This is a genomic window from Bradyrhizobium sp. LB14.3 (assembly GCF_040547985.1).
GTDB lineage: Bacteria > Pseudomonadota > Alphaproteobacteria > Rhizobiales > Xanthobacteraceae > Bradyrhizobium.
In genome coordinates this window covers 143,208-166,657 of record NZ_JBEPQT010000001.1, presented here as the reverse complement: position 1 = coordinate 166,657, position 23,450 = coordinate 143,208, and the positions used below count along the sequence as shown (strand labels likewise).

At 63.5% G+C, this 23,450-nt stretch carries 28 protein-coding genes; 20 read left to right on the top strand and 8 right to left on the bottom strand.

Annotation, left to right across the window (positions count from 1 at the left end):
* Window positions 1–27: 27 nt before the first annotated feature.
* Complete coding sequence (locus ABIB00_RS00815) at window positions 28–192, bottom strand: Flp family type IVb pilin (RefSeq protein ID WP_011084259.1); 165 nt, start codon at window positions 190–192, stop codon at window positions 28–30.
* Window positions 193–452: 260 nt separating this feature from the next.
* Between ABIB00_RS00815 and ABIB00_RS00810 the strand changes: the two genes are divergently transcribed.
* The 4 genes from ABIB00_RS00810 (at window position 453) to ABIB00_RS00795 (ending at window position 3,363) form a co-directional block, all read left to right on the top strand.
* Window positions 453–1,280 carry a sterol desaturase family protein gene (locus tag ABIB00_RS00810; protein ID WP_354103054.1) on the top strand — a complete coding sequence of 276 codons (828 nt, stop codon included), beginning with the start codon at window positions 453–455 and terminating at the stop codon, window positions 1,278–1,280.
* A 154-nt stretch (window positions 1,281–1,434) separates the two neighbouring features.
* On the top strand, window positions 1,435–1,932 hold the full coding sequence (locus tag ABIB00_RS00805) for a pilus assembly protein N-terminal domain-containing protein (RefSeq protein ID WP_247343830.1): 498 nt from the start codon (window positions 1,435–1,437) through the stop codon (window positions 1,930–1,932).
* A 217-nt stretch (window positions 1,933–2,149) separates the two neighbouring features.
* Window positions 2,150–2,722 (top strand): TadE/TadG family type IV pilus assembly protein, encoded by a 573-nt coding sequence (locus ABIB00_RS00800; protein WP_354103053.1) that lies wholly within the window; start codon window positions 2,150–2,152, stop codon window positions 2,720–2,722.
* Window positions 2,723–2,745: 23 nt separating this feature from the next.
* Window positions 2,746–3,363 carry a TadE/TadG family type IV pilus assembly protein gene (locus tag ABIB00_RS00795; protein ID WP_247343825.1) on the top strand — a complete coding sequence of 206 codons (618 nt, stop codon included), beginning with the start codon at window positions 2,746–2,748 and terminating at the stop codon, window positions 3,361–3,363.
* Between the two features lie 76 nt (window positions 3,364–3,439).
* On the opposite strand, the gene ABIB00_RS00790 is transcribed toward ABIB00_RS00795, so the two are convergent.
* The 3 genes from ABIB00_RS00790 to ABIB00_RS00780 form a co-directional block, all read right to left on the bottom strand.
* The gene (locus ABIB00_RS00790) at window positions 3,440–3,652 is read right to left on the bottom strand and encodes a cold-shock protein (protein ID WP_247320093.1); all 213 of its coding nucleotides are present in this window, start codon (window positions 3,650–3,652) and stop codon (window positions 3,440–3,442) included.
* A gap of 266 nt (window positions 3,653–3,918) precedes the next feature.
* Window positions 3,919–4,206 carry a translation initiation factor IF-1 gene (gene infA / locus ABIB00_RS00785; RefSeq protein ID WP_007599789.1) on the bottom strand — a complete coding sequence of 96 codons (288 nt, stop codon included), beginning with the start codon at window positions 4,204–4,206 and terminating at the stop codon, window positions 3,919–3,921.
* 50 nt (window positions 4,207–4,256) lie between these two features.
* A complete protein-coding gene (locus tag ABIB00_RS00780; protein ID WP_354103052.1) occupies window positions 4,257–5,741 on the bottom strand; it encodes a DEAD/DEAH box helicase in 1,485 nt (494 codons plus the stop codon).
* A gap of 504 nt (window positions 5,742–6,245) precedes the next feature.
* On the opposite strand from ABIB00_RS00780, the gene urtA reads away from it, so the two are divergent.
* The 16 genes from urtA to ABIB00_RS00700 all read left to right on the top strand — a co-directional run bounded on the left by urtA (window position 6,246) and on the right by ABIB00_RS00700 (window position 20,498).
* Complete coding sequence (gene urtA, locus ABIB00_RS00775) at window positions 6,246–7,568, top strand: urea ABC transporter substrate-binding protein (RefSeq protein WP_247343819.1); 1,323 nt, start codon at window positions 6,246–6,248, stop codon at window positions 7,566–7,568.
* Window positions 7,569–7,650: 82 nt separating this feature from the next.
* Window positions 7,651–9,258 (top strand): urea ABC transporter permease subunit UrtB, encoded by a 1,608-nt coding sequence (urtB, locus tag ABIB00_RS00770; RefSeq protein ID WP_354103051.1) that lies wholly within the window; start codon window positions 7,651–7,653, stop codon window positions 9,256–9,258.
* Complete coding sequence (gene urtC, locus ABIB00_RS00765; protein WP_354103050.1) at window positions 9,255–10,424, top strand: urea ABC transporter permease subunit UrtC; 1,170 nt, start codon at window positions 9,255–9,257, stop codon at window positions 10,422–10,424. Before urtB ends, urtC begins: the two co-directional genes overlap by 4 nt.
* 4 nt (window positions 10,425–10,428) lie before the next feature.
* Window positions 10,429–11,190 carry an urea ABC transporter ATP-binding protein UrtD gene (urtD, locus tag ABIB00_RS00760; RefSeq protein WP_247343809.1) on the top strand — a complete coding sequence of 254 codons (762 nt, stop codon included), beginning with the start codon at window positions 10,429–10,431 and terminating at the stop codon, window positions 11,188–11,190.
* Between the two features lie 3 nt (window positions 11,191–11,193).
* Window positions 11,194–11,889, top strand: coding sequence for an urea ABC transporter ATP-binding subunit UrtE (gene urtE, locus ABIB00_RS00755; RefSeq protein WP_354103049.1), 696 nt, complete (start codon window positions 11,194–11,196; stop codon window positions 11,887–11,889).
* Window positions 11,890–11,925: 36 nt separating this feature from the next.
* Complete coding sequence (locus tag ABIB00_RS00750; protein ID WP_354103048.1) at window positions 11,926–12,756, top strand: urease accessory protein UreD; 831 nt, start codon at window positions 11,926–11,928, stop codon at window positions 12,754–12,756.
* A 37-nt stretch (window positions 12,757–12,793) separates the two neighbouring features.
* Window positions 12,794–13,096: an urease subunit gamma gene (locus tag ABIB00_RS00745; RefSeq protein ID WP_247446297.1), complete on the top strand. Its 303-nt coding sequence runs from the start codon at window positions 12,794–12,796 to the stop codon at window positions 13,094–13,096.
* A gap of 10 nt (window positions 13,097–13,106) precedes the next feature.
* The gene (locus ABIB00_RS00740) at window positions 13,107–13,412 is read left to right on the top strand and encodes an urease subunit beta (protein WP_007599812.1); all 306 of its coding nucleotides are present in this window, start codon (window positions 13,107–13,109) and stop codon (window positions 13,410–13,412) included.
* Between the two features lie 57 nt (window positions 13,413–13,469).
* Window positions 13,470–14,009 (top strand): HD domain-containing protein, encoded by a 540-nt coding sequence (locus tag ABIB00_RS00735; RefSeq protein WP_247446298.1) that lies wholly within the window; start codon window positions 13,470–13,472, stop codon window positions 14,007–14,009.
* Between the two features lie 37 nt (window positions 14,010–14,046).
* Window positions 14,047–15,762 carry an urease subunit alpha gene (ureC, locus tag ABIB00_RS00730; RefSeq protein ID WP_354103047.1) on the top strand — a complete coding sequence of 572 codons (1,716 nt, stop codon included), beginning with the start codon at window positions 14,047–14,049 and terminating at the stop codon, window positions 15,760–15,762.
* A 129-nt stretch (window positions 15,763–15,891) separates the two neighbouring features.
* Window positions 15,892–16,191 (top strand): putative quinol monooxygenase, encoded by a 300-nt coding sequence (locus tag ABIB00_RS00725; protein WP_247343788.1) that lies wholly within the window; start codon window positions 15,892–15,894, stop codon window positions 16,189–16,191.
* A 24-nt stretch (window positions 16,192–16,215) separates the two neighbouring features.
* On the top strand, window positions 16,216–16,515 hold the full coding sequence (locus ABIB00_RS00720) for a putative quinol monooxygenase (RefSeq protein ID WP_247343784.1): 300 nt from the start codon (window positions 16,216–16,218) through the stop codon (window positions 16,513–16,515).
* 11 nt (window positions 16,516–16,526) lie between these two features.
* Window positions 16,527–17,156, top strand: a complete 630-nt coding sequence (locus ABIB00_RS00715; protein WP_354103046.1) for an urease accessory protein UreE — start codon at window positions 16,527–16,529, stop codon at window positions 17,154–17,156.
* Entirely contained in the window at window positions 17,137–17,865 is a 729-nt protein-coding gene (locus tag ABIB00_RS00710; RefSeq protein WP_354103397.1) for an urease accessory protein UreF, read from the top strand. Before ABIB00_RS00715 ends, ABIB00_RS00710 begins: the two co-directional genes overlap by 20 nt.
* A gap of 51 nt (window positions 17,866–17,916) precedes the next feature.
* The gene (gene ureG, locus ABIB00_RS00705) at window positions 17,917–18,540 is read left to right on the top strand and encodes an urease accessory protein UreG (protein WP_354103045.1); all 624 of its coding nucleotides are present in this window, start codon (window positions 17,917–17,919) and stop codon (window positions 18,538–18,540) included.
* Window positions 18,541–18,839: 299 nt separating this feature from the next.
* Window positions 18,840–20,498, top strand: a complete 1,659-nt coding sequence (locus tag ABIB00_RS00700; protein WP_354103044.1) for a CHASE domain-containing protein — start codon at window positions 18,840–18,842, stop codon at window positions 20,496–20,498.
* 7 nt (window positions 20,499–20,505) lie between these two features.
* Here the strand turns inward: ABIB00_RS00700 and ABIB00_RS00695 are convergent, their stop codons facing one another.
* The 4 genes from ABIB00_RS00695 to ABIB00_RS00680 form a co-directional block, all read right to left on the bottom strand.
* On the bottom strand, window positions 20,506–21,114 hold the full coding sequence (locus ABIB00_RS00695) for a TetR/AcrR family transcriptional regulator (protein ID WP_247344333.1): 609 nt from the start codon (window positions 21,112–21,114) through the stop codon (window positions 20,506–20,508).
* Between the two features lie 88 nt (window positions 21,115–21,202).
* The gene (locus ABIB00_RS00690) at window positions 21,203–22,345 is read right to left on the bottom strand and encodes an OpgC domain-containing protein (RefSeq protein ID WP_354103043.1); all 1,143 of its coding nucleotides are present in this window, start codon (window positions 22,343–22,345) and stop codon (window positions 21,203–21,205) included.
* Between the two features lie 188 nt (window positions 22,346–22,533).
* On the bottom strand, window positions 22,534–22,989 hold the full coding sequence (locus ABIB00_RS00685) for a hypothetical protein (protein ID WP_354103042.1): 456 nt from the start codon (window positions 22,987–22,989) through the stop codon (window positions 22,534–22,536).
* An 83-nt stretch (window positions 22,990–23,072) separates the two neighbouring features.
* Entirely contained in the window at window positions 23,073–23,444 is a 372-nt protein-coding gene (locus ABIB00_RS00680; protein WP_247343768.1) for an ElaB/YgaM/YqjD family protein, read from the bottom strand.
* Between the last annotated feature and the right edge of the window lie 6 nt (window positions 23,445–23,450).

Here is a 23,450-nt window from a genome sequence, read left to right as displayed (position 1 = left end):
GGGCATTTGCCGTCGTTCGTCGGTCGCTTACTTCAGCGAGGTGCTGATCGAGGTGAACTTGGTGTTCAGCGTGCTGCCGAGATTGTTGACGACGGTGATGATGGCCAGCGCGATGCCGGCGGCGATCAGGCCGTATTCGATGGCGGTGGCGCCGGATTCATCTTTCGCGAAACGCGCAATCAGGTTCTTCATGAACATAACTCCATCTGGGGTGGGATCGCCTCGTTCGGCGCTGTGCTTGACGCGCTGACCATGAGATCCGAGCTCTTTCGGTAGAGTTAATTCGATCGGGCAAACCCGCTTCCCGCTGGCCAGAGTGAATTTCACCTTAAGGCGGCAGCTGCAATTCGCCCCGGAAGTGGATGTGCAGCAAGCGCAGCGCCGGCTTCACCGTCCCTTAAATGTAGGAGAGTACGCGTAGGCGGGACCAGCAATTCGCAAGAGAGACGACGATGTCGAGCCTGCCCATGCAAGTCGCCCTGATGCTCGGCGAGACCATCGCGAAGGTGGTCCCCACGACGTTCGCGCTGGCGGTGGTCTTCACCGTGCTCGAGTATTTCTGGGCCTGCAATCCCGGCGTGCCGTGGTGGCGCAAGCGGGAGATCGTTACGGACATCTGCTACTGGTTCTTCGTTCCGGTGTTCGCACGCGTCATGCGGATCGGACTTCTGATCGTCGGCGCGAGCTTCGTCTTCAACATCCACGATGCCGACGAGCTCATCGCCTTTTACGACAATGGCCACGGCCCGCTGTCGCTATTGCCGCTCTGGGTCCAGGCCGTGCTGTTCCTGGTCCTGTCCGACTTCATGCTGTACTGGCTGCACCGGTTGTTCCACGGCGGCGGGTTCTGGAAGTACCACGCGATCCATCACTCCTCGGAGGAGATAAGCTGGATTTCGGCGGCCCGCTTCCATCCCGTCAATCTCATGCTCGGCACGATCGGGGTCGACGTCGTGCTGCTGATGGCCGGGGTTTCCCCGAACGTCATGATCTGGGTCGCCCCGTTCACGACCTTCCATTCGGCCTTCGTGCACGCCAACCTGAACTGGACCTTCGGGCCGTTCAAATATCTGCTGGCGACGCCGGTGTTCCACCGCTGGCATCACACCTCGCTCACAGAAGGCGGCGACACCAATTTTGCCGGCACGTTCCCGATCTGGGACGTGCTGTTCGGCACCTTCCGCATGCCTGCGGGGGAACTGCCGCAGGATTACGGCAAGGACGAAGCCACCATGCCGAAGGAGATCGGAGGGCAGCTTGCCTATCCGTTCCGCCACTAGGGTCCTCGGGGGCCGCAAAACGCCAGTCCGTTCAAACAATAGTCGGCGAATTTGCGGAACGTTCACGAATTAAGGGCAGGTTAGCCGCGTCGGGCACCGGCTCCGCTGCTATCTGATCGCTTCTGCCGGTTTGTGACGTCCCGGGGGTAAGAGTATGCGTAAACAACTGCTGCGCCGTCATGCGCGCGTCTGTCTTCTGGTTGCGGCCGCGGTGCTGGCATCGCCGGCTGCCGGACTTGCCGAGCCGACCGCCGATACGATCGCCGTCAATGTCGACCAGGCCAAGCTGGTGCGGCTGCCCGGTAAGGTGGCGACCATCGTGGTCGGCAATCCCATGATCGCCGACGTCACGCTCCAGCCCGGCGGCATGATCGTCGTGACCGGAAAGGGCTATGGCGCCACCAATTTCATCGCGCTCGACCGCGGCGGCGAGATCCTGGTCGACCGCCAGATCCAGGTCGAAGGTCCGAGCGACCGGCTCGTCACCGTCTATCGCGGGATCGAGCGCGAGTCCTACAGCTGCGCGCCGCTTTGCCAGCGTCGCGTGACGCTCGGCGACAGCGACGTCTACTTCAACAACACGATGAGCCAGGCCGGTTCGTTGAGCAGCACGGCCAGCGGCAGTGCCGGTGCGGGCGCCAAGACAAACTAGCAAGACGAACTAGCAAGACCGATTGGCGGGCGTGCCCGGGCAAGATCGTCCCGCTCGGACACGCGCGTGCGAGTGAGGTCCTCTCTCCGAGCCTCGGGTCGTTCGCGGTTAACGCACCTTTAACGGCCCGGGCCGCCGAGTGCGGATCGCCTGAACACTTAAACAATCAGTTTCCGCTACTGAATGGGGCAGATGATCGCCGCTGCTGGGGAATTTGATGCCATCGCCCGCGCCTAAGAGGTTCACGCTCCTCGCCGCATTACGCCGGTTTCGCGGCAGCCGCCGTGGCTCGGCAGCCGTCGAGTTCGCGCTCGTCGCGCCGGTTTTCTTCGCGCTGCTGTTCGCCATCATCGAGTCGGCGCTGATGTTCTTCGCGAGCCAGGTGCTCGAGACCGTCGCGCAGAATTCCGCGCGCGTGTTGCTGACCGGTCAGGCGCAATCCGGTTCAGTGACGGCCTGCGCGGTATCCGGCGTGAGCACACCCTGCTCGCAAACGACGTTCAAGACTTACGTTTGTAACCAGATCCCGGCGCTGTTCGATTGCGCCAAGCTCTACGTCGACGTCGTGAGCACGAACAGCTTCGGATCGCTGAGCCTCACCAGCTATGGCGATTCCTGCAACTTCAACCCAACCGGCGTGCAGTACGGTGCCGGGACCGCTGGCCAGGTCGTCGTGGTGCGGCTGTTCTATCAGTGGCCGCTCTTCGTCACCGGGCTCGGCTTCAACATGGGCTGCAGCAACAAGCGGCTGCTGGTGGCGACAGCGGCCTTCAAGAATGAACCCTTCTGAGACAGATGGATCCGAGCGGACCGATGCAGATGATTGCGAATATCTGGAGAAAAGCCCGTAGCTGCGTGCGGGACTTCGTCGCCGACGGGCGCGCGGTTGCGGCGACTGAATTCGCGGTCATCGTGCCGCTGATGCTGGCGATGTTCTTCGGCACCGTCGAATTTTCATCGGCCGTGGCCATCAAAAGCAAAGTCACGATGATTGCACGGACTCTGTCCGATTTGACGTCGCAGTCAACGACGCTCGCCGATAGCAACATGCAGGACACGTTCACGGCAAGCATATCGGTGATCATGCCTTACGACGCTACGCTCGTGAAGGGCGCGATCTCGCAGATCCATATCGATAAGAACAGCATTGCCACGGTTGACTGGAGCACGGGCGGCACCATTGCGAGCGGTGCAACCCAGGCGACGCTGACGGTCTCGGCCCACAAGAAAGGCGACATTGTCACGTCGATGATCCCCCCGACGCTCTTGGTCCCGTCGACCTACCTCATTCTCAGCGAGGTGAGCTACCTTTACACACCTTCGGTGGGCTACGTGTTGAAGTCGGGCGTAACGCTGGCCGATGTCTCCTACACGCGGCCGCGCCAGGTCACCTGCGTTCCTTACAACGGTGTACCGTCGTCCTGCCTGTAATGAAAAAAAGGCCGGGCGTTGCGCCCGGCCTTTCCTTTACTTGTTCGCTTGAGCCGATCGGGCCCTAAGCGCTAGCTCAGCCGGCGGAGCGGAGGTTGTCCGCTGCCGACTTGCCGGAACGGCGGTCGGCCACGATCTCGTAGGAGATCTTCTGGCCTTCGTTCAGCGTGCCGAGGCCAGCGCGCTCGACGGCGCTGATGTGGACGAACACGTCCTGGCCGCCGTCGTCGGGCTGGATGAAGCCGAAGCCCTTGGTCGCGTTAAACCACTTCACGGTTCCCATGCTCATGGGGGTAGTCCCTTCTCAGATAACACAATGTAAGAGCCCGCTCGCGCGGACAGGTTAGATCGAATTTTGGAAGGGTCGTCAGCGTGTCTGAACCGGCTGTACCGGTGGATGCCAATGTCGTCCGGCCGAAAATCGATGAGCTGTTTTTACTGGAAACAAGGCCGCATAACAATCCTGCATGCACGTTTTTTTGATCCGCCGTGACGGTCACGGCGGATCAGCATACAGGTCGAGATTTTGGGTCCGCGCTCGCGCGCTGACCCCTGTTAGCGGCGGCGGAACTGGCCACCGCGCTGCCCGGGACGCGGAGGTCCGCCCATGCCGCTCGGGCGTTCATCCTTGTGGCGGAAAATCAGCCGGCCCTTTTCGAGGTCATAGGGCGACATCTCCACCGTCACGCGGTCGCCCGCCAGCGTCTTGATGCGGTTTTTCTTCATCTTGCCGGCGGTGTAGGCGACGATCTCGTGCCCGGCGTCGAGTTGCACGCGGTAGCGCGCGTCGGGGAGGATTTCGGTGACCAGTCCTTCGAACTGGATCAGCTCTTCCTTAGCCATGAATTTCTCCAGGTCGTGGACGGCTAGTGCGAATGGGGTTTGCGGCTCGGTTAGCCGTTCGGCCGACTCTCGCGGCGCAAAAAGGCAACGCCTTGTATCCCATCAGACGCCCCGGCGCTATGCGCGGAACGCTGTTCAGGACGGCCGTTTGGCGAAGAATGCGCCTTGCCGCCGGAGCGGCCGTGACGAGATGGCTTCGAAGCCTTTGGGCCGCTGCCGGGCCTTCCGTCGCCCTGCTTGCCGGCACTGTGGTGACGACCGTCAGCATGCCTTTCGTCGGCACGCCGCCCCTCGCCATGCCGTGCGCCTTGCGGACGCTGGCCTGGGCGGCTGGGCCGGCCTTGACGCTGCTGGGACGGGGGAGGACCCGCATCGCGGCGGCCCGCGTCGGTGCGGTGGTCTTCGCGCGGCAGCGTCACTTTGATCAACCGCTCGATGTCGCGGAGATAGGCGAGTTCCTCGCCGCCTGCGACCAGCGAGATCGCGGTGCCCTCGGCGCCGGCGCGCGCGGTGCGGCCGATGCGGTGCACGTAGGTCTCGGGCACGTTGGGGAGGTCAAAATTGATGACGTGGGTGATGCCGTCGACATCGATGCCGCGAGCGGCGATATCGGTGGCGACCAGCGTGCGGATTTCACCGGTGCGGAACTGGGCAAGCGTCCGTTCGCGATGGTTCTGCGACTTGTTACCGTGGATGGCGCTGGCGGGGATGCCCGCCTTCTCGAGTGTCTTTACGACCTTGTCGGCGCCGTGCTTGGTGCGTGTGAAGACCAGGGCCCGGTTGACCGGCTCGTCCTTCAGCAGCTTGGCCAGTAAGGCGGGCTTGGAAGAGAAGTCGACCTGGATGATGCGCTGCTGGATGCGTTCCACCGTCGAGGAGACCGGGGTGACCGCAACGCGGGCCGGGTCCCGCAGCATGGCGTCGGCCAGCTCGGCGATGTCCTTCGGCATGGTGGCCGAGAAGAACAGCGTCTGCCGCTTGATCGGCAGCTTGGCGACGATTTTGCGGATGTCGTTGATGAAGCCCATGTCGAGCATGCGGTCGGCCTCGTCGAGCACGAGGAATTCGACGCTGCCGAGCTTCAGTCCGTTGCTCTGCACGAGGTCAAGCAGGCGGCCGGGAGTGGCGACCAGCACCTCGACGCCCTGCATCAGCGAGCGGACCTGACGGCCCATCGGCACGCCGCCGATGGCGAGCGTCGAAGACAGGCGGATGTGGCGGCCATAGGCGTTGAAGCTGTCGAGGATCTGGCCGGACAGCTCGCGGGTGGGCGAGAGCACCAGGACGCGGGTCGTCTTCGGCTGCGGCTTGATGCGGTTCTCGAGCAGGCGGTGCAGGATCGGCAGCGCGAAGGCCGCAGTCTTGCCGGTTCCCGTCTGGGCGATGCCGACCACGTCGCGGCCAGTCAGCGCGGTCGGGATCGTCTGGGCCTGGATGGGGGTGGGGGTGACGTAGTTCTCTTCGGTGAGGGCACGTGCGATGGGTTCGGCCAGGCCGAAATCCTGAAAGGAAGTCAAAAGAGGGGTTCTTTCCATGTCGAAAGCAGGCGCCCGGCGCAGTTAGCGGGGCACGCGCAATAGGGGTGTCAAATGGGACACCTGCGTGTTTGGGGTGTCGGATGGCTTGGTGAGATGGGGCAAGCCAGACGCCCGAAAGGGCTTAAGAACACGCGGCTCGCAACGGTCTCTTGATTCGCAAGAGGCCTCAGCCACCATATGGAACATTGAGGGGGCGCTTTCAAGGCACGTGGGCCACAAATGGCGATTGCGGTGCAGAAATAGTTATGCCGGAAATTTAGCCAGAGTGCGCAGCCTGCTCAGAAAGTAACCTGCGTGCCGCTTTCGCATACATTTGAATTGCCTAAATTTTGGGCCGGCGAATAGTGGCGATACTTCGTTTTTAGGCAATTTTCCAAACAAAAACAACGACTTGGTTGGTGTCCAATCCATGGCACGGTTCTTGCGAATCCGTTAATCGCAGGCGGCCGTGGGGCCGTTTCGCAGCGTTTTTCACGTCTGCGTCAGGGAGATGAGACACTCATGCATAGCAAATCCACTCACGATATAGCGGCGTCATTTAGCCGCCGTGGCGTTCTCGCCGCGACCGCCGGACTGATGCTCGGTCTGGCTTCCATTTCCAGTGCGAAGGCCGCTGACGACACCATCAAGGTCGGCGTGCTTCACTCCCTCTCCGGCACCATGGCCATCAGCGAAACCACGCTGAAGGATACCATCCTCTTTCTGATCGACGAGCAGAACAAGAAGGGCGGCGTGAACGGCAAGAAGCTCGAAGCCGTCGTCGTCGATCCCGCTTCGAACTGGCCGCTGTTCGCCGAGAAGGCGCGCGAGCTGATCACCAAGGACAAGGTTGCGGTCGTGTTCGGCTGCTGGACCTCGGTGTCACGCAAGTCGGTGCTCCCGGTGTTCAAGGAGCTGAACAGCATCCTGTTCTACCCCGTCCAGTACGAGGGCGAGGAGAGCGAGCGCAACGTGTTCTACACTGGTGCTGCGCCGAACCAGCAGGCGATCCCCGCCGTCGACTATCTGATGAAGGACGAGAAGGTGAAGCGCTGGGTGCTCGCGGGCACCGACTATGTCTATCCGCGCACCACCAACAAGATCCTGGAAGCCTATCTGAAGTCCAAGGGTGTCGCCCAGGAAGACATCATGATCAACTACACGCCGTTCGGTCATTCCGACTGGCAGACGATCGTGGCTGACATCAAGAAGTTCGGCTCGGCCGGTAAGAAGACCGCGGTGGTCTCGACCATCAACGGCGACGCCAACGTTCCGTTCTACAAGGAGCTCGGCAACCAGGGCATCAAGGCAAAGGACATCCCGGTCGTCGCGTTCTCGGTGGGTGAGGAAGAACTCGCCGGCATCGACACCAAGCCGCTGCTCGGCCATCTCGCCGCCTGGAACTACTTCCAGTCGATCAAGTCGCCGGAGAACGAGAAGTTCATCAAGGCGTGGCAGACCTATACCAAGAATCCGAAGCGCGTGACCAACGATCCGATGGAAGCGCACGTCATCGGTTTCGACATGTGGGTCAAGGCGGTCGAGAAAGTGAAGTCGACCGATCCGGACAAGGTGATCGATGCGCTCCCGGGCATCGAAGCTAAGAACCTGACCGGCGGCACCTCCAAGATGCTTCCGAACCATCACATCACCAAGCCGGTGTTCATTGGCGAAATCAAAGCCAACGGCCAGTTCGACGTGGTGTGGAAAACCCCGGGTCTTGTCGCGGGCGATGCCTGGTCGAAGGAGCTCGACGGCTCCAAGGACCTGGTCGGCGACTGGGTCGGCAAGAAGTGCGGCAACTTCAACACCAAGACCAACAAGTGCCTCGGTTCGGGCTCCTGATCCGGATCTGACGCTCCATTGCACGATCGGAGAAGGCGGCGATCCCGCCGCCTTCTCCACCATTCTGCCGGGGTCTTTCACAGTGCCAGCCAATTTGTCCGCCCGTTTCTGTTCGCTCCTGCTCTCGTTGTTCCTGATCGCGTTCGCGCTGCCGGCCTTCGCCGGTCCGTTCGAGGATGCGATCGCCAAATTCGCCAATGACGATTTCTCCGATACCGATGAGGCGATCGGCGCCGTCGCGAGCAGCGGCAACAAGCTGGCCTTTCCCATCATCAGCGCGCTCCAGGACGGCCGCCTCATGGCCGATCCTGATAGCAAGAAGGTTTACGTCACCGGCGCCGACGGCAAGTCGATCGACGCGGCGACCGGTGAATCCGTCGCCAGCGTTCCCGACAGCGCGAGCGCAGTGCGTCTCAACAACCGCCTGCGCCGCAGCGTCGACGCTGCGATCGGCAGCCTGACGCTGCAGTCGCCGGATGTCGGAACGCGGCTCCAGGCTGCGCAATCCGTGTTCAAGTCGCACGACGAAACCGCGCTCGAGGCGGTCGATGGTGCGTTCGCCAAGGAAACCAACAAATTCGTCAAGGCTGCGCTCGGCGACGCCCGCGCCGGCATCCTGCTGTTCAAGCCTGATGCCGCCGAGGTCGAGAAGCTCGAAGCGGTCGCCACCCTCAAGGCGCGCGGCGACCAGGAGGCGCTGGCGCTGCTCACCGGCATGGGCGACCAGCCGGCCTCGGTGACCAAGGCTGCCGCGAGCGCGATCGGCTCGATCCAGAGCTCGCTGGCGGTCTGGTCCACCGTGCAGAATGCTTGGTACGGCCTCTCGCTCGGCTCGGTGCTGCTGCTCGCCGCGATCGGGCTCGCCATCACCTTCGGCGTGATGGGCGTCATCAACATGGCTCATGGCGAGATGGTGATGATCGGCGCCTACGTCACCTTCGTGGTGCAGGACGTGATCCGCACCCGCTATCCCGGCCTGTTCGACTATTCGCTGCTGATCGCCGTGCCGCTCGCCTTCGTCGTCGCCGGCGCCCTCGGCGTGCTGATCGAGCGCAGCATCATCCGCTTCCTCTATGGCCGTCCGCTGGAGACGCTGCTGGCGACCTGGGGCCTGTCGCTGGTGCTCCAGCAAGCGGTGCGCACCATGTTCGGTCCGACCAACCGCGAGGTCGGCAACCCCTCCTGGATGAGCGGTGCGTTCGAGCTCGGCCAGATCACCATCACCTATAACCGGCTCTGGATCCTAGTCTTCACGCTTGCGGTGTTCGTCATTCTGCTCGCGATGCTGCGCTACACGGCGCTCGGGCTCGAGATGCGCGCGGTGACGCAGAACCGCCGCATGGCGGCTTCGATGGGCATCGCCACCTCGCGGGTCGACGCGCTGACCTTCGGTCTCGGCTCGGGCATCGCCGGCATCGCCGGCGTGGCGCTGTCGCAGATCGACAATGTCAGCCCCAATCTCGGCCAGAGCTACATCATCGACAGCTTCATGGTTGTGGTGTTCGGCGGTGTCGGCAATCTCTGGGGCACGCTGGTCGGCGCCTTCACGCTCGGCATCGCCAATAAATTCCTGGAGCCGGTCGCCGGCGCCGTGCTCGGCAAGATCGCGATCCTCGTTCTCATCATCCTGTTCATTCAAAAGCGGCCGCGCGGCCTGTTCGCGCTCAAGGGCCGTGCGGTGGAAGCATGACGCCTCACATGCTGACGCGGTCGCTGGACCGCGGCGCGACGATCTTCCTTGCCGTCGTCGCAGCCTGCGGCATCCTCATCCCGCTCTCCAACCTGCTGCTGCCCGCGGGTTCGTTCCTGCAGGTGCCGACCTATCTCGTCGCGCTCTGGGGCAAATATGTCTGCTACGCAATTCTCGCGCTCTCGATCGACCTGATCTGGGGTTATTGCGGCATCCTCTCGCTCGGTCACGGCGCCTTCTTCTCGCTCGGTGGCTATGCGATGGGCATGTACCTCATGCGCCAGATCGGCAGCCGCGGCGTCTACGGCAACCCGATCCTGCCGGACTTCATGGTGTTCCTGAACTATTCGAAGCTGCCCTGGTACTGGCAAGGCTTCGACATGTTCTGGTTCGCAGCCCTGATGGTGCTGGTCGTGCCGGGACTGCTCGCCTTCTGTTTCGGCTGGCTCGCCTTCCGCTCGCGCGTCACCGGCGTGTATCTGTCGATCATCACGCAAGCGATGACCTACGCGCTGCTGCTCGCCTTCTTCCGCAACGATTTCGGCTTCGGCGGCAACAACGGTCTGACCGATTTCAAGGACATCCTGGGCTTCAACGTCCAGGCGGAAGGAACCCGCGCGGCGCTGTTCGCGCTGAGCTGCCTGGCGCTGATCGCGAGCTTCCTGATCTGCCGCTCCGTCGTGTCCTCCAAGCTCGGCAAGGTGCTGATCGCAATCCGCGACGCGGAATCGCGCAGTCGGTTCCTCGGCTACCGGGTCGAATCCTACAAGCTGTTCGTGTTCACGTTGTCGGCCTGCATGGCCGGCGTTGCCGGTGCGCTCTACGTGCCGCAGGTCGGCATCATCAACCCGTCCGAATTCGCGCCGGGCAATTCGATCGAGGCGGTGATCTGGGTCGCGGTCGGCGGCCGCGGCACGCTGGTCGGCGCGGCGCTCGGCGCCGTCGTCGTCAACTACGCCAAGACGATCTTCACCTCGGGCATGCTCGCGCCCTACTGGCTCTTCATGCTGGGCGCGATGTTCATCCTGGTGACGCTGCTGCTGCCGAAGGGCATCGTCGGCACCTTCAATGCATGGTGGGACTCGTCGAAGGAAAAGCGCGCCGCTGCGACGACGGCGAGCGCCGCGGCCGAAGACGGCATCACCGAACCCAGGATGGCGGAGTAGCGCGATGAACGTCATGGACACCCGCGCCACTTCCGCAATGCTCTATCTCGACGGCGTGCACGTCTCTTTCGACGGCTTCCACGCCATCAATAACCTGTCGCTGACGCTCGAGCCCGGCGAGATGCGGGCGATCATCGGCCCGAACGGCGCCGGCAAGACCACGATGATGGACATCATCACCGGCAAGACCAAGCCCGACGAAGGCACGGTGCTGTTCGACGGCGTCACCGACCTGACGCGCCTGGACGAGACCCGCATCGCCGAACTCGGCATCGGCCGCAAATTCCAGAAGCCGACCGTGTTCGAGAGCCAGACCGTGCAGGACAACCTGCTGCTGGCGCTCAATGTCGACCACAGTGTCAAGGGCACGCTGTTCTGGCGTGGCAGCAAGGACGAGTCCGAGCGCATCGACAGGGTGCTGGAGACGATCCGCCTCACCGATGCCCGCAATCGTCTCGCCGGCAGCCTCAGCCACGGCCAGAAGCAGTGGCTCGAGATCGGCATGCTGCTCGCGCAGGATCCGAAGCTGCTGCTGGTCGACGAGCCGGTCGCCGGCATGACCGACGTCGAGACGCATCTCACCGCCGAACTGCTCAAGGAAATCAACAAGACCCACACCGTGATGGTGGTCGAGCACGACATGACGTTCGTGCGCGAGCTCGGCGTCAAGGTCACCTGCCTTCACGAGGGGACCGTGCTCGCCGAAGGCACCATCGACCAGGTCTCGGCCAACGAGCGGGTCATCGAAGTTTATCTGGGACGCTGAACGATGCTCGAGGTCAAGGATATCAACCTGTTCTACGGCGCGGCGCAGGCCCTGCGCGGTGTGTCGATCGCGGCCGAGCCCGGCAAGGTGACCTGCGTGCTCGGACGCAACGGCGTCGGCAAGACCTCGCTCTTGCGCGCCATGGTCGGCCAGTATCCGATCTCATCGGGCGCGATCGTGCTCGACGGCAGCGACATCACGGGCCTGAAGCCCTATGAGCGCGCGCGCAAAGGCATCGGCTTCGTGCCGCAGGGCCGCGAGATATTTCCGCTTCTGACGGTCGAGGAGAATCTCAAGACCGGCTTCGGCCCGCTCAGGCGCGAGGACAGGCACATTCCGGACGACGTGTACTCGCTATTCCCGGTGCTGCAATCCATGCTCGGCCGGCGCGGCGGCGATCTCTCCGGCGGCCAGCAGCAACAGCTCGCGATCGGCCGCGCACTGGTGATGCGGCCAAAGCTGCTGCTGCTCGACGAGCCGACCGAAGGCATCCAGCCCTCGATCATCAAGGACATCGGCCGCGCCATCTCGTACCTGCGCAACCTCGGCAACATCGCCATCGTGCTGGTCGAACAATATCTCGACTTTGCCTGCGAACTCGGCGACAGTTTTGCGGTGATGGATCGCGGCGCGGTGAAGTTCACCTGCGACCGCTCCAATCTCGACCCGGCCGAAATCAGCCGCCAGATGGCGCTGTAATCCCAAAATTTCTGCCGCGGCCGGCTGGGGAGACGGATGCGCAGCGACGTTTTAACGACATCTTCGGTGTTTGAAGCCAACCGCGCCCGTGGCGTAGTGCGCTTCGACGTCCACGCGCGCGACGGCGTGACGCGACGGGGGATCTTGCATGAATCCGGCTCCCTGCGCGTCCGCTTTCCCTCTCCGGAAGGCGAGGGCCTCTCCGGCGTGTTCGTCAACACGGCCGGCGGCGTTGCCGGCGGGGACAATTTTGATATCGATATTGCCGCGGGCGAGGGTTCGCGCCTGACCTTGACCACGGCGGCGGCCGAGAAGGTCTATCGTGCCCCCGGGGCGGCGGCGCAGCTCAATATCGCCTTGAAGGTCGCCGCGGGTGCGCATATCGGATGGCTGCCGCAAGAGACCATTCTGTTCGATCGGGCCCGCGTCCATCGTAGCTTCGACATCGCTCTCGATGAGACGGCCTCGCTCCTGCTTTGCGAGATCGTCGTGTTCGGCCGCACCGCCATGGGCGAGCGTGTGGAGCAGGGCGAATTCGTCGACCGTTGGCGGCTCTCCCGCGGCGGCAAGCTCGTGTTCGCGGAAACCGTCAGGCTCGACGGCAATATCGGCGCAAAACTCGCGCGATCCGCGATGGCCAAAAGCGGCGCGGCGATCGGCACGGCGCTGATCGTGCCCGGCGACGAGGCATTGATCGAGCGCATCCGGGAAGCGTCGGACTCATTCTCCGGCGAGGTCGGAATGTCCGCCTGGAATGGCTTTGCAATGGCGCGGTTCTGTGCCCAAGATGCGGCGCGCCTGCGCGCCGACATGATGGCCGTGCTGGCGCGCAGCGGTGCGGCGCTGCCGAGGCTCTGGCTGAACTGACCGGCTGAATTGATGCGTTGAACGGAAGAGATTTCGCATGAACCTGTCTCCCCGCGAAAAGGACAAGCTTCTGGTCTCGATGGCGGCCATCGTGGCCCGCCGCCGGCTGGATCGCGGCGTCAAGCTCAACCATCCCGAATCGATCGCGATCATTTCCGATTTCATCCTCGAAGGCGCACGCGACGGGCGCACCGTCGCCGAGCTGATGCAATCCGGCGCGCAGGTCCTCACCCGTGAACAGGTGATGCCCGGCATCCCCGAGATGATCCACGACATCCAGGTCGAGGCGACGTTTCCGGATGGCACCAAGCTCGTCACCGTGCACGAGCCGATCAGGTAGGAGCGAGAGCATGATCCCCGGTGAACTCTTCATCCAGGACGGCGAGATCGAGCTCAATGCTGGCCGCAAGACCGTGACGCTGACGGTTGCCAACACCGGCGACCGTCCGATCCAGGTAGGCTCGCACTACCATTTCTTCGAGACCAATCCGGCACTGAAGTTCGACCGCAAGAAGGCCCGCGGCATGCGCCTTGACATCGCCGCCGGCACCGCCGTCCGGTTCGAGCCCGGCCAGACCCGCGACGTCCAGCTCGTCGCCGTCGCCGGCAAGAAAACCATCTACGGCTTCCGCGGCGACGTGATGGGGAAGCTGTGAGCTCCACAGGAACGAGCGCGGCACGGCACGGTTGAGACGAAAACGGAGGTCTTTGCCATGCTGTCACCCGTCCGCCTCGTCTCCGAAGCCGCCGAGTTCGCCGCGCGCCGCCACAACGGGATGGCGCGCAAGGGCCGCGGTCATGAGCCTTACATCAATCACCTCGCCGAGGTCGCGAACCTGCTTGCGATAGCGACCGATGGCGCCGACGCCGAACTCGTTGCGGCCGGCTGGCTGCATGATGCGATCGAGGACACCGACACCACGCGCGAGGAGCTCGCGCAAAAATTCTCCGACCGTGTCGCGTCACTCGTCGTCGAGTGCACCGACGACATGAGCCTGCCGAAGGCCGAGCGACGGCGTCGGCAGGTGATCGAAGCACCGAAAAAGTCGGCCGGTGCCAGGCTGATCAAGATCGCCGACAAGATCAGCAACATCGGCGCGCGCATTCATTCCGATCCAGCCGCCGAAGAGCGTGACGACCTCACCGACTACGTCGGCTGGTCCGAGCAGGTGATCGCGGGCTGCCGCGGCGACAACGCCTGGCTCGATACGACATTCGACGACATGGTGCTCACAGCGAGGGCCTCGCTGTGAGCACCGATCCGAAATTCAAACGCAAACGGGGCTTGTGATGTCCGTCAAAATAACGCGTTCCGTCTATGCCGACATGTTCGGTCCGACCACCGGCGACAGGGTGCGGCTGGCCGACACCGACCTCATCATCGAGGTCGAGAAGGATTTCACCACCTACGGCGAGGAGGTGAAATTCGGCGGCGGCAAGGTGATCCGCGACGGCATGGGGCAATCACAGGTCACCAACAAGCAGGGCGCGGCTGATACCGTCATCACCAATGCGCTGATCGTTGATCACTGGGGAATCGTGAAAGCCGACGTCGCGATCAAGGACGGCATGATCGCCGGTATTGGCAAGGCCGGCAATCCCGACATCCAGCCGGGCGTCACCATCGTCATCGGTCCCGGCACCGACGTGATCGCGGGCGAGGGCAAGATCCTCACCGCCGGCGGCTTCGACAGTCACATCCATTTCATCTGTCCGCAGCAGATCGAGCACGCGCTGATGTCTGGCGTGACCTCGATGCTCGGCGGCGGCACCGGCCCCTCGCACGGCACGTTCGCCACCACCTGCACGCCGGGGCCGTGGCACATGGGGCGGATGATCCAGTCGTTCGACGCCTTTCCGGTCAATCTCGGCATCTCCGGCAAGGGTAACGCCTCGCGGCCTGCCGCGCTGGTCGAGATGATCAAGGCCGGCGCCTGTGCGCTGAAGCTGCACGAAGATTGGGGCACGACGCCGGCTGCCATCGACAATTGCCTGTCGGTCGCCGACGATTACGACATCCAGGTGATGATCCACACCGACACACTGAATGAATCCGGCTTCGTCGAGGATACGATCAAGGCCTTCAAAGGCCGCACCATTCATGCCTTCCACACCGAGGGCGCCGGCGGCGGTCACGCCCCTGATATCATCAAGGTCGCCGGCTTGAAGAACGTGCTGCCGTCCTCGACCAACCCGACGCGCCCCTTCACGCGCAACACCATCGACGAGCATCTGGATATGCTGATGGTGTGTCACCATCTCGATCCCTCGATCGCGGAAGATCTGGCCTTCGCCGAGAGCCGTATCCGCAAGGAGACGATCGCCGCCGAAGACATCCTGCACGATCTCGGCGCGCTCTCGATGATGTCCTCGGACTCCCAGGCCATGGGCCGCCTTGGCGAAGTCATCATCCGCACCTGGCAGACCGCCGACAAGATGAAGAAGCAGCGCGGCTCGCTGCCGCAGGACAAGGGCAAGGACAACGACAATTTTCGCGTCAAGCGCTATCTCGCCAAATACACCATCAATCCCGCGATCGCCCATGGCGTCTCGAAGCTGATTGGTTCGGTGGAGAAGGGCAAGCTCGCCGATCTCGTGCTGTGGTCGCCGGCCTTCTTCGGCGTCAAGCCGGACTGCATCGTCAAGGGCGGCATGATCGTCGCCGCGCCCATGGGAGATCCCAACGCCTCGATCCCGACGCCGCAGCCGGTGCACTACCAGCCGATGTTCGGTGCCTTCGGCAAGGCGCGGACCGCATCCTCCGTGGTGTTCACCTCGAAGGCCGCGATCACCGGCGGCCTCGCGCGAAAACTCGGCATCGACAAGAAGCTCTATGCGGTCCAGAACACCCGCGGAAAAATCTCGAAGAAGAGCATGATCCACAACGACGCCACACCCAATATCGAGGTCGATCCGGAGACCTATGAGGTGCGCGCCGACGGCGAGCTTCTCACTTGCGCGCCGGCCGAAGTGCTGCCGATGGCGCAGCGATATTTCATGTACTGAAATAGCGCCTCGACACATGCCCCCGGCGCGCCCCCGGGGGAGCGGATTTACGGTGTTGCGTTCGATCCCGCCTGGTCTAATGTCCCGCCCGGTATCTTGAACCCAAAAGAAAAGCCGGGAGGATTTCTCGTGATCTACGTCGTTGCCACCCTGACCATCAAGCCCGAAACGCGCGCCGAATTCATTGCAGCTGCCACTGCCTGCATCAAGGAGACCCGGAAAGAGCCCGGCAATATCGCCTATGATTTGCACGAGAGTGTCACCGATCCCGCCAAGATGGTGTTCGTCGAACAGTGGGAGAATGCCGAGGCGCTGGTGCCGCATCGCGGCCAGGAGCACATGAAGACATTCGGCCGCGTCGCGGTGAAGTGCTTCACGGCACCGCCGAAGATCGAAGTGATCACGCCCGAGAAGGTCGACATACGCTAACAAGAACAACAGGGAATAACCCTCATGATCTATGTCATCGCCACCACGCCCATGAAGCCGGAAAACAAGGACGACTTCATCAAGGGGCACAAGGCCTGCACCGTCGAGACGCTCAAGGAGAAGGGCTGCCTCTCCTACGACGGTAGTGTCAGTGTCAATAACCCCAATCAGTACGTGGTGGTCGAACGCTGGGAGACCCGCGACGATCTCACGGCGCATGCCAAGGCGCCGCACATGAAGGTGTGGCGCGAATATTCCGCGCAGATGAAGACGGCGCCGACGGTGATCGAGATCATCAGCGACGGCAAGGTCGAGAAGCTCTGAGGTAGCAGCGCATGATCCGGGCGACGCAGGTCAAGGGACAACACCGCTTCGCAGAAGCGCCAGCGGATACAGTCGTGCTCGATTTCGACGATCGGCACCGCCGCCGCATGGCGATGACGGGGACGCGGGGGCTCGCCTTCCTGCTCGACCTGGAGAATGCCGTTGCGCTGCGCGGCGGCGATGCGCTGGTGCTGGAGGACGGTCGGCTGGTCGAGGTGGTCGCCGCGCCCGAGCCGCTGCTGGAGATCCGCGGCCAGGATCCGCACCACCTCATCCGCATCGGCTGGCATCTCGGCAATCGCCATCTGCCGACGCAGATCATGGCCAAGGGGCTGCGCATTCGCCGCGACCACGTCATCGAAGCCATGGTGAAGGGCCTCGGTGCGCGCGTGATCGAGATCGAGGCGCCATTCGATCCCGAAGGCGGCGCCTATGCCGATGCCGGCCACGCACATGGACACGACGACCACGCGCATCACGATCATGGCCACGGTCACCATGATCATCATGGTCATGACCATGCCGCGCATGACCATGTTGCGCATGACCATGGTCACAGCCACGATCATCATCACCACGACGAGCATTGCGATCACCCCGACCATCACCACGGCCACAAGCATGCTCACGACCACAAATGAGCCGGTCGGCGCCGGCGATCTCGCGGAACGTGAGGCGGCGGCGCTGTACCGGCTGATGACCTGGCTGTCGCCGGCGTTTCCCGTCGGCGGCTTTTCCTACTCCAGCGGCATCGAATGGGCGGTCGAAGCCGGAGACATCGCGGACACAGCGACGCTGGCGGATTGGCTCGACGCAATGCTCCGCGACGGCTCGGGCTTCTGCGATGCGACGTTTCTGGTCCACGCCTACCGCGCCACTGAAGCGGACGAGGGCGCCACCTTGAGCGATATCGCCGAGCTCGCCGCGGCCTTTGTGCCGTCGCGCGAGCGGCAGCTGGAGACGACATCGCAGGGCCGCGCCTTCATCGACATCGCCCGCGCCGCTTGGGATGCCGACGGACTGAATGCCATGGTTGCGGCATGCCGAACGCCGCTGGTCTATCCCGTCGCCGTCGGCGTCGTCGCTGCCGTGCATGGCGTGCCGCTGGCGCCGACCTTGCACGGCTTCCTGCATGCGCTGGTCTCGAACTGGATTTCCGCGGCCAGCCGGCTCATTCCGCTCGGCCAGACCGATAGCCAGCGCGTGCTGGTGAAGCTGGAAGCCGGGGTTGCCGCGACGGCCAATCGTGCGCTGAATGCGACGTTGGACGATCTCGGCAGCGCGACGTTTCGCGCCGACCTCGCCAGCCTGCGGCACGAAACGCAATATACGCGGCTGTTCAGATCATGATTGCGGGCCAGTACATTCCGCAATCGCCAGGACGACGATAGGAAAGAATCGATGGCTACGTCTCACGGCCCCTTGCGTGTCGGCATCGGCGGCCCGGTCGGATCGGGCAAGACCGCGCTGATGGACCTGCTCTGCAAGACCATGCGCGAACGCTACGACATCGCCGCGATCACCAACGACATCTACACCAAATGGGATGCGGAATTCCTCGTGCGCTCGGGCTCGCTGACGCCGGATCGCATTGCAGGGGTCGAGACCGGCGGCTGCCCGCATACCGCGATCCGAGAGGATGCCTCGATGAATCTCGCCGCGGTGGCGGACATGCGCGCCAAGTTTCCCGCGCTCGATCTCGTGCTGATCGAGTCCGGCGGTGACAACCTCGCTGCCACTTTTTCCCCGGAGCTCGCCGACCTCACCATTTACGTCATCGACGTCGCGGCCGGCGACAAGATCCCGTCCAAGGGCGGCCCCGGCATCACCCGGTCCGACCTCCTTGTCATCAACAAGATCGACCTGGCGCCCCATGTCGGCGCCTCGCTGGAAAAGATGGAGACGGACGCCAGGCGGATGCGCGGCGAGCGTCCGTTCGTCATGACCAACCTGAAGAAGAGCCAGGGGCTCGACCGCATCATCGGCTTTATCGAGGCCAAAGGCGGCTTGAAACGGGACAGCTGACCGACGCGACGACTTAACGCAGGCGTTTCTATCCGTTAACGCCCAGTGGGCGGAGCCATCCGCGGAACCAATTTCGGACAGGGCGATTATCTACCTCCGGTGCCCGGGAGCCGAACCATCCCGGCCGGACCATCGGCCGAGCGGATTATGCTTTTCAGGCGACCCAAGTTGCGTACTGATGCCTCCTCCTTCATTATCTCCGCCACCGGGGTTCACCCTGTTTCGGCACATGGCCGTTCGAGCGGCGTTCATATGTTCCTTGTTTATTGCCGACCTCCCGCTTTCGCCTGAGTAGTCGCGTGGTCCGGCTGGGTTTCATCATCGGCTTCATCGCCCTGCTCGGAGCCTTGCTCTCCGGGCTTGCGGCCTATCGCGTCCACGACCAGGAGCTGGCGCTGGACCGGATCGCGCTGGCGCGCGCGATCGACGTCCATGCGAGCCTGGTCCAGGACCGGCTCACCGAGCGCGAACTGCTTGCGCGGGTCGCCTCCGGCCTGTTCCGGACGCCGTCGGTGCTCAAACCGAACATGCTCGAGCCGCTGCGCTCGGCGATCTACGCCTTCAAGACCGATTTCGTGGTGGCCGGCTGGGTCGCCCGCCTGAAGCCGGACGAGCTTGCCGCAGCGCAGACCGCCATCGCCAGCGCCGGCTTCCCCAATCCGCAGATCCGCAGCTATGACGACAAGCCGATCGATCCGGCGCGTGTCACTCAGCCGATCGACGTGCTGATGGACCTCGAACCGCGCAGCAATGAGACCAAGGCGCTGCCCGGCCGCAGCTACGACCAGGATCAGGTGCGCAGCGCCATGCTGACACGCGCCAGAGTGGAGAAGAGGTCGGTTGCCTCCGAGCCGGTTCCTCTCCTGCGCGGCGACGGACCGGTCGGCATCATCGTGGCCGCTCCGGTCATCCCCGAGGGCGCGACGGAGCCGGTGGGCTTCATCACATTTTCCTACGAGCTCGCCTCCTTGATGCTGACCAATGACGACATGTCGCTGTTCGCGGTCGCGCTGAAGGATCCGCGCAGGGAGGGTGGCGAGCTTGTCGCCAACGATCAAGGCGTGGTCTCGGCCCGCACGACGGCGGCGGATGGGCCGGCGCCGTCGGCGACGCGCACGGTGAGCTTCGGCGGTCGCGACTGGCAGCTCGGCTATTACGCCAAGACCAACTCGGCGCGCCGCGCCGAGCAGACTGCGATCATCGTGGCGGCGATCGGCTTTGCGATCACCGCGATGGTGTGCGGCCTGTTCGGCTATGTCGCCTACAACAATCTGCGGCTCAGCCGGGAAATCCAGGTCAGAATCGGCTTCGAGCGCCGGCTGACGGCTGTCATCGACGAGCTCAACCACCGGGTCAAGAACATCCTGGCCGTGATCCAGTCGATCGTGACGCGCACGCTGCGCCATGGCTCCGACATCGATGTCGCGCGTGAACTCCTGATCGGCCGCATTCACGCCATGTCCAACGTTGTCTCGCTGCTCAGCGAGAGCCAGTGGCAGGGCGTCAAGCTGAAGGGCCTGTTCGAGGCGCGCGCCATCCCGCACGCCGACCGCATCGCCGTCACCGGTCCGGACATCGCAGTCAGCGCGCGCGCGGCGCAGAGCTTGTCGTTGCTGTTCTTCGAACTGGCCTCGCACTCCGACGAGGGCCTGTCGCTGGTCGGCAAGCATCCGCACATCACCGCCAATTGGACGGTGACGAGCGAGGAGACTGGCGAGGTTTTTCATTTCCGCTGGGAGGAGTTCAACACCAGCGAGGCGACGCGCCGCCCCGATTCCGATTTCGGCCTGATCCTGCTCGACCGGGTCGCGCCCGAGGCGCTCGGCGGCGCCGCCAAGCGCTATTTCACCGACGTCTCCTATGTCTACGAGCTGACCGCGCCGATGGACACGGTCGAGGACATGACCGAGCGCGACCGCACTGACAAGCTTTCAGCACCGATCCGGCCGGCGCGGTAATGCGAGGCTAGCTCTTCGGCCGCAGCACGAGGTCAACCAGATTGCGCGCGTAGGCCGGCGTGATCGGCGCGATGCCGAAGACGTAGCGGTAGAACAGGCCGCCATAGATCGCATCGTAGAGATCCTCCGGCGGTGCTTCCGCCAGAATGCTGCCGTCGTTCTGGCCGGCGGCGATCATCTCGACCAGGGCGTCGCGGCGGAATTGCAGATAGCGGGCGTAGAACAGCTCGGCTGAGCCGGTCTTGGAAATGCATTCGGAGATCACGGCGAGCTGGACCTTGCCGAACTCGCCCTGGAGCGCTTCGGCATAGGCCGCGGCGTGGCGGCGTGCGCGCGCGGCGGCACTGCCGGAGCTTGCAGGCGGTAGCGGCAGCATCTGCGCGGCATGCTGGAGGAAGGCGTCGATCAGCAACGCCTCGCGAGACGGCCACCATTTGTAGATCGTCATCTTGGAGACGCTGGAACGCCGCGCGACCGCGTCGATGGTGGTGGCGGCAAGGCCGGTCGTGGCCATCAGCGCATAGGCGCTCTGGAGAATGGCGTTGGTGGTCTCGATCGACCTTGGCCGGCCGCGCCGGGGCGCGCTGTCGGCTCCCTCACCCCCGCCTTTCGCCATCGCCACGCCCGGCCTCCTCGCGCAATCCGCTCCCGCTCCGCATAGCGCAGCCGTGATGGTCGGCCTAGCGGAATCGGAAGGTGCCGGGCTAGGCCTGCTGGCGTAAGGCCGCGGGCAGGTCCTGCCGCTTCGACCAAGCGATGTAATACGCGACCGCGGCCATCGCCGCGAAGCCGGCCAGACTCACGGAGATCTGCATCACCACCAGATTGGCGCCGGTGATCAGGATGAGATGTCCGGCAAAGGACAGGAACACGCCGACGCAGAACACGGCGAGCCATTCCTCGCCGCATCTGATGACCGCCTGGAGCGGCCTCAATTGCAGACCGGGATGATCGGCCGGGACCAGATGGGTCGCGAGGAAAGCGAGCGCGAGGAAGTGGACCACGCGATAGGGTGCGAGGTTTTCCTTGTCGGTCGGCGTGATGTTCTCGAGCACGACATCCGGCAAGTAGACGGCCAGCGTCGGCGAGTGGCGCATCAGCGTGATCGCCATCGCGAATACGAGATAAGCGCCTGCAAGCACGCGCAGCCAGGTCAGGCCGTGCAGGGCGCGGCCCGACGTACCGGTGACGGCGAACCAGCCGCCCAGCACCATCAGCATCTGCCAGCAGAACGGGTTGAAGGTCCACTCCTGGTCCGGATAGACCCGGAAATTCCAATCGAACCAGCGCGCCGCGAAGTACAGGGCGACCGATGCCGCCAGCGTCAGGTTCGGACGCCGCAACAGCCCCCACAGCGCGAACGGAAGAAACGCCATCAGCGGGATCATCAGTTGCAGGAGATCGAGGTTCAGCGGCTCTTCCTGCAGCACCAGTCCGCGTACCAGGATGCGCAGCGGATGCTCGATGATCCCGGAAATGTTGTATTCGTGGATGATCTCTGGCGCCATCGATTGCGAGGCGACATAGGCGATGGTGTCGATGTAGATCACGAACAGAACGACATAGGCGGCGTAGAGCCGCCAAACGCGCTGGAAGATGCGCGTCGCTGCGACGACGTAACCACGCTCCAGCGCCATCTTGCCATGAATGATGGCCATGCCATAGCCCGCCACGAACACGAACAGGTCTGCGGCGCCGCTGAAGCCGAAGTTTCGCAGCGTCAGCAAGTTGACGACATTGTTCGGGATGTGGTCGACGAAAATCGACCAGTTGGCGATGCCGAGCGTCAAATAGAGCCGGGCGTCGTGATTGAATGCGGCGAGGTTCGCCTTGACGGACGGTTTCATCGAAAAAATAGCTTTTGGAATCAGGGGCGCTGCTTGTAGCGGCAACCTCCTGCCTATCCGAGTAGCGATTGCGTGATGGAGGGGGCATCGCTGCCCCATGGGGCAAAATTGCGCCGCGGCGTCCGTGCCCAATTCCGATAAATGCGCTCGTGAGACTTACGACGAAATTTTCTAACCCGCTTGAGCCGTCACTCGGCAGGTTCAGCCGACGCCTCGTCGGGCACGCCGGCGCGGCTTGCCATGATTCCGAGGGCGACGCCGCCGATCGCCAGGATCGGCAACAGCCGCTTGATCCCGATGGCGCGAACGATCTGGAGTACCGTGGCGAGCAGCATGGGGTCCGCAAGCATGCTCGCGGCCGTCGACTTCGCGGCGCGCTCGGCCGCGATATGGGCTTGCTTGCGCAGCTGCCGCTTGTAGGCCCAATAGCTCACTGCCGCAGTCAGGGTCAGCAGAAAGAAAACGCCGGCACCCGCGAGGCAAGCCTGCACTGGACCATATTTTTCCAGCACCGAGATGAATGCCGCCGCGCACAGGAAGCATGTCGTGATGAAGAGCGCGAGCGCCGCGCCCGCCGCCAACGAGGTCAACCGCACAGTCGTGCCGGTGGATGCGCTGATCCCGTCGATGATGCGCTGAAACATGGCCTTGCTCCTCAAACCCCCATGAGCCGAATCGTCACATGCCGGCACCGACGGCGCCGCCGTTTCAAAACTCGTTCACGACCTCAGCGGCGCCAGGCGGCACCGATCAGGAAGCCGATGCCGAGCGCGATGCCCACGGTCGCGAGCGGTCGCTGGGTGATCGCGTCTTCCAGCCTCTCCTCGATCGAGCCGTAGGCATCTTGCGCTGCGCCCATCATGGCGCTGCCGCGCTCCGACATGTCGTCGAAGGTCGAATCCACGTTTTCGCGCGCTTGGCGGTAGCCGCGGCGGGCTTGCTTGCCGGCAGAATTGGCAAAGACGTTGAGCGCGTCGGTGATCTGGTCGGTGAGGGCGGCGATATCGTTTTTCACGGCTGCTACATCCTTCTCGAGGCGTTCTGCGGTGGCCTTGTCAGTCCAGTCTCTCATCCTGGCTTCGCCGTCGGACGTTGACATCGGGAG

Excerpts from the sequence above, each read along its gene's own strand:
- ABIB00_RS00780 (WP_354103052.1), bottom strand. The coding sequence starts at position 5,741 with ATGGAAAGAACCCCTCTTTTGACTTCCTTTCAGGATTTCGGCCTGGCC.
- ABIB00_RS00745 (WP_247446297.1), top strand. The coding sequence starts at position 12,794 with ATGAACCTGTCTCCCCGCGAAAAGGACAAGCTTCTGGTCTCGATGGCG.
- urtD (WP_247343809.1), top strand. The coding sequence starts at position 10,429 with ATGAACGTCATGGACACCCGCGCCACTTCCGCAATGCTCTATCTCGAC.
- ureG (WP_354103045.1), top strand. The coding sequence starts at position 17,917 with ATGGCTACGTCTCACGGCCCCTTGCGTGTCGGCATCGGCGGCCCGGTC.
- urtA (WP_247343819.1), top strand. The coding sequence starts at position 6,246 with ATGCATAGCAAATCCACTCACGATATAGCGGCGTCATTTAGCCGCCGT.
- ABIB00_RS00695 (WP_247344333.1), bottom strand. The coding sequence starts at position 21,114 with ATGGCGAAAGGCGGGGGTGAGGGAGCCGACAGCGCGCCCCGGCGCGGC.
- ABIB00_RS00800 (WP_354103053.1), top strand. The coding sequence starts at position 2,150 with ATGCCATCGCCCGCGCCTAAGAGGTTCACGCTCCTCGCCGCATTACGC.
- ABIB00_RS00680 (WP_247343768.1), bottom strand. The coding sequence starts at position 23,444 with ATGTCAACGTCCGACGGCGAAGCCAGGATGAGAGACTGGACTGACAAG.
- ABIB00_RS00715 (WP_354103046.1), top strand. The coding sequence starts at position 16,527 with ATGATCCGGGCGACGCAGGTCAAGGGACAACACCGCTTCGCAGAAGCG.
- ABIB00_RS00710 (WP_354103397.1), top strand. The coding sequence starts at position 17,137 with ATGCTCACGACCACAAATGAGCCGGTCGGCGCCGGCGATCTCGCGGAA.
- urtE (WP_354103049.1), top strand. The coding sequence starts at position 11,194 with ATGCTCGAGGTCAAGGATATCAACCTGTTCTACGGCGCGGCGCAGGCC.
- ABIB00_RS00815 (WP_011084259.1), bottom strand. The coding sequence starts at position 192 with ATGAAGAACCTGATTGCGCGTTTCGCGAAAGATGAATCCGGCGCCACC.
- ABIB00_RS00810 (WP_354103054.1), top strand. The coding sequence starts at position 453 with ATGTCGAGCCTGCCCATGCAAGTCGCCCTGATGCTCGGCGAGACCATC.
- ABIB00_RS00750 (WP_354103048.1), top strand. The coding sequence starts at position 11,926 with ATGCGCAGCGACGTTTTAACGACATCTTCGGTGTTTGAAGCCAACCGC.
- urtC (WP_354103050.1), top strand. The coding sequence starts at position 9,255 with ATGACGCCTCACATGCTGACGCGGTCGCTGGACCGCGGCGCGACGATC.
- ABIB00_RS00720 (WP_247343784.1), top strand. The coding sequence starts at position 16,216 with ATGATCTATGTCATCGCCACCACGCCCATGAAGCCGGAAAACAAGGAC.
- ABIB00_RS00790 (WP_247320093.1), bottom strand. The coding sequence starts at position 3,652 with ATGAGCATGGGAACCGTGAAGTGGTTTAACGCGACCAAGGGCTTCGGC.
- ureC (WP_354103047.1), top strand. The coding sequence starts at position 14,047 with ATGTCCGTCAAAATAACGCGTTCCGTCTATGCCGACATGTTCGGTCCG.
- infA (WP_007599789.1), bottom strand. The coding sequence starts at position 4,206 with ATGGCTAAGGAAGAGCTGATCCAGTTCGAAGGACTGGTCACCGAAATC.
- ABIB00_RS00795 (WP_247343825.1), top strand. The coding sequence starts at position 2,746 with ATGCAGATGATTGCGAATATCTGGAGAAAAGCCCGTAGCTGCGTGCGG.
- ABIB00_RS00740 (WP_007599812.1), top strand. The coding sequence starts at position 13,107 with ATGATCCCCGGTGAACTCTTCATCCAGGACGGCGAGATCGAGCTCAAT.
- ABIB00_RS00685 (WP_354103042.1), bottom strand. The coding sequence starts at position 22,989 with ATGTTTCAGCGCATCATCGACGGGATCAGCGCATCCACCGGCACGACT.
- ABIB00_RS00690 (WP_354103043.1), bottom strand. The coding sequence starts at position 22,345 with ATGAAACCGTCCGTCAAGGCGAACCTCGCCGCATTCAATCACGACGCC.
- ABIB00_RS00735 (WP_247446298.1), top strand. The coding sequence starts at position 13,470 with ATGCTGTCACCCGTCCGCCTCGTCTCCGAAGCCGCCGAGTTCGCCGCG.
- ABIB00_RS00805 (WP_247343830.1), top strand. The coding sequence starts at position 1,435 with ATGCGTAAACAACTGCTGCGCCGTCATGCGCGCGTCTGTCTTCTGGTT.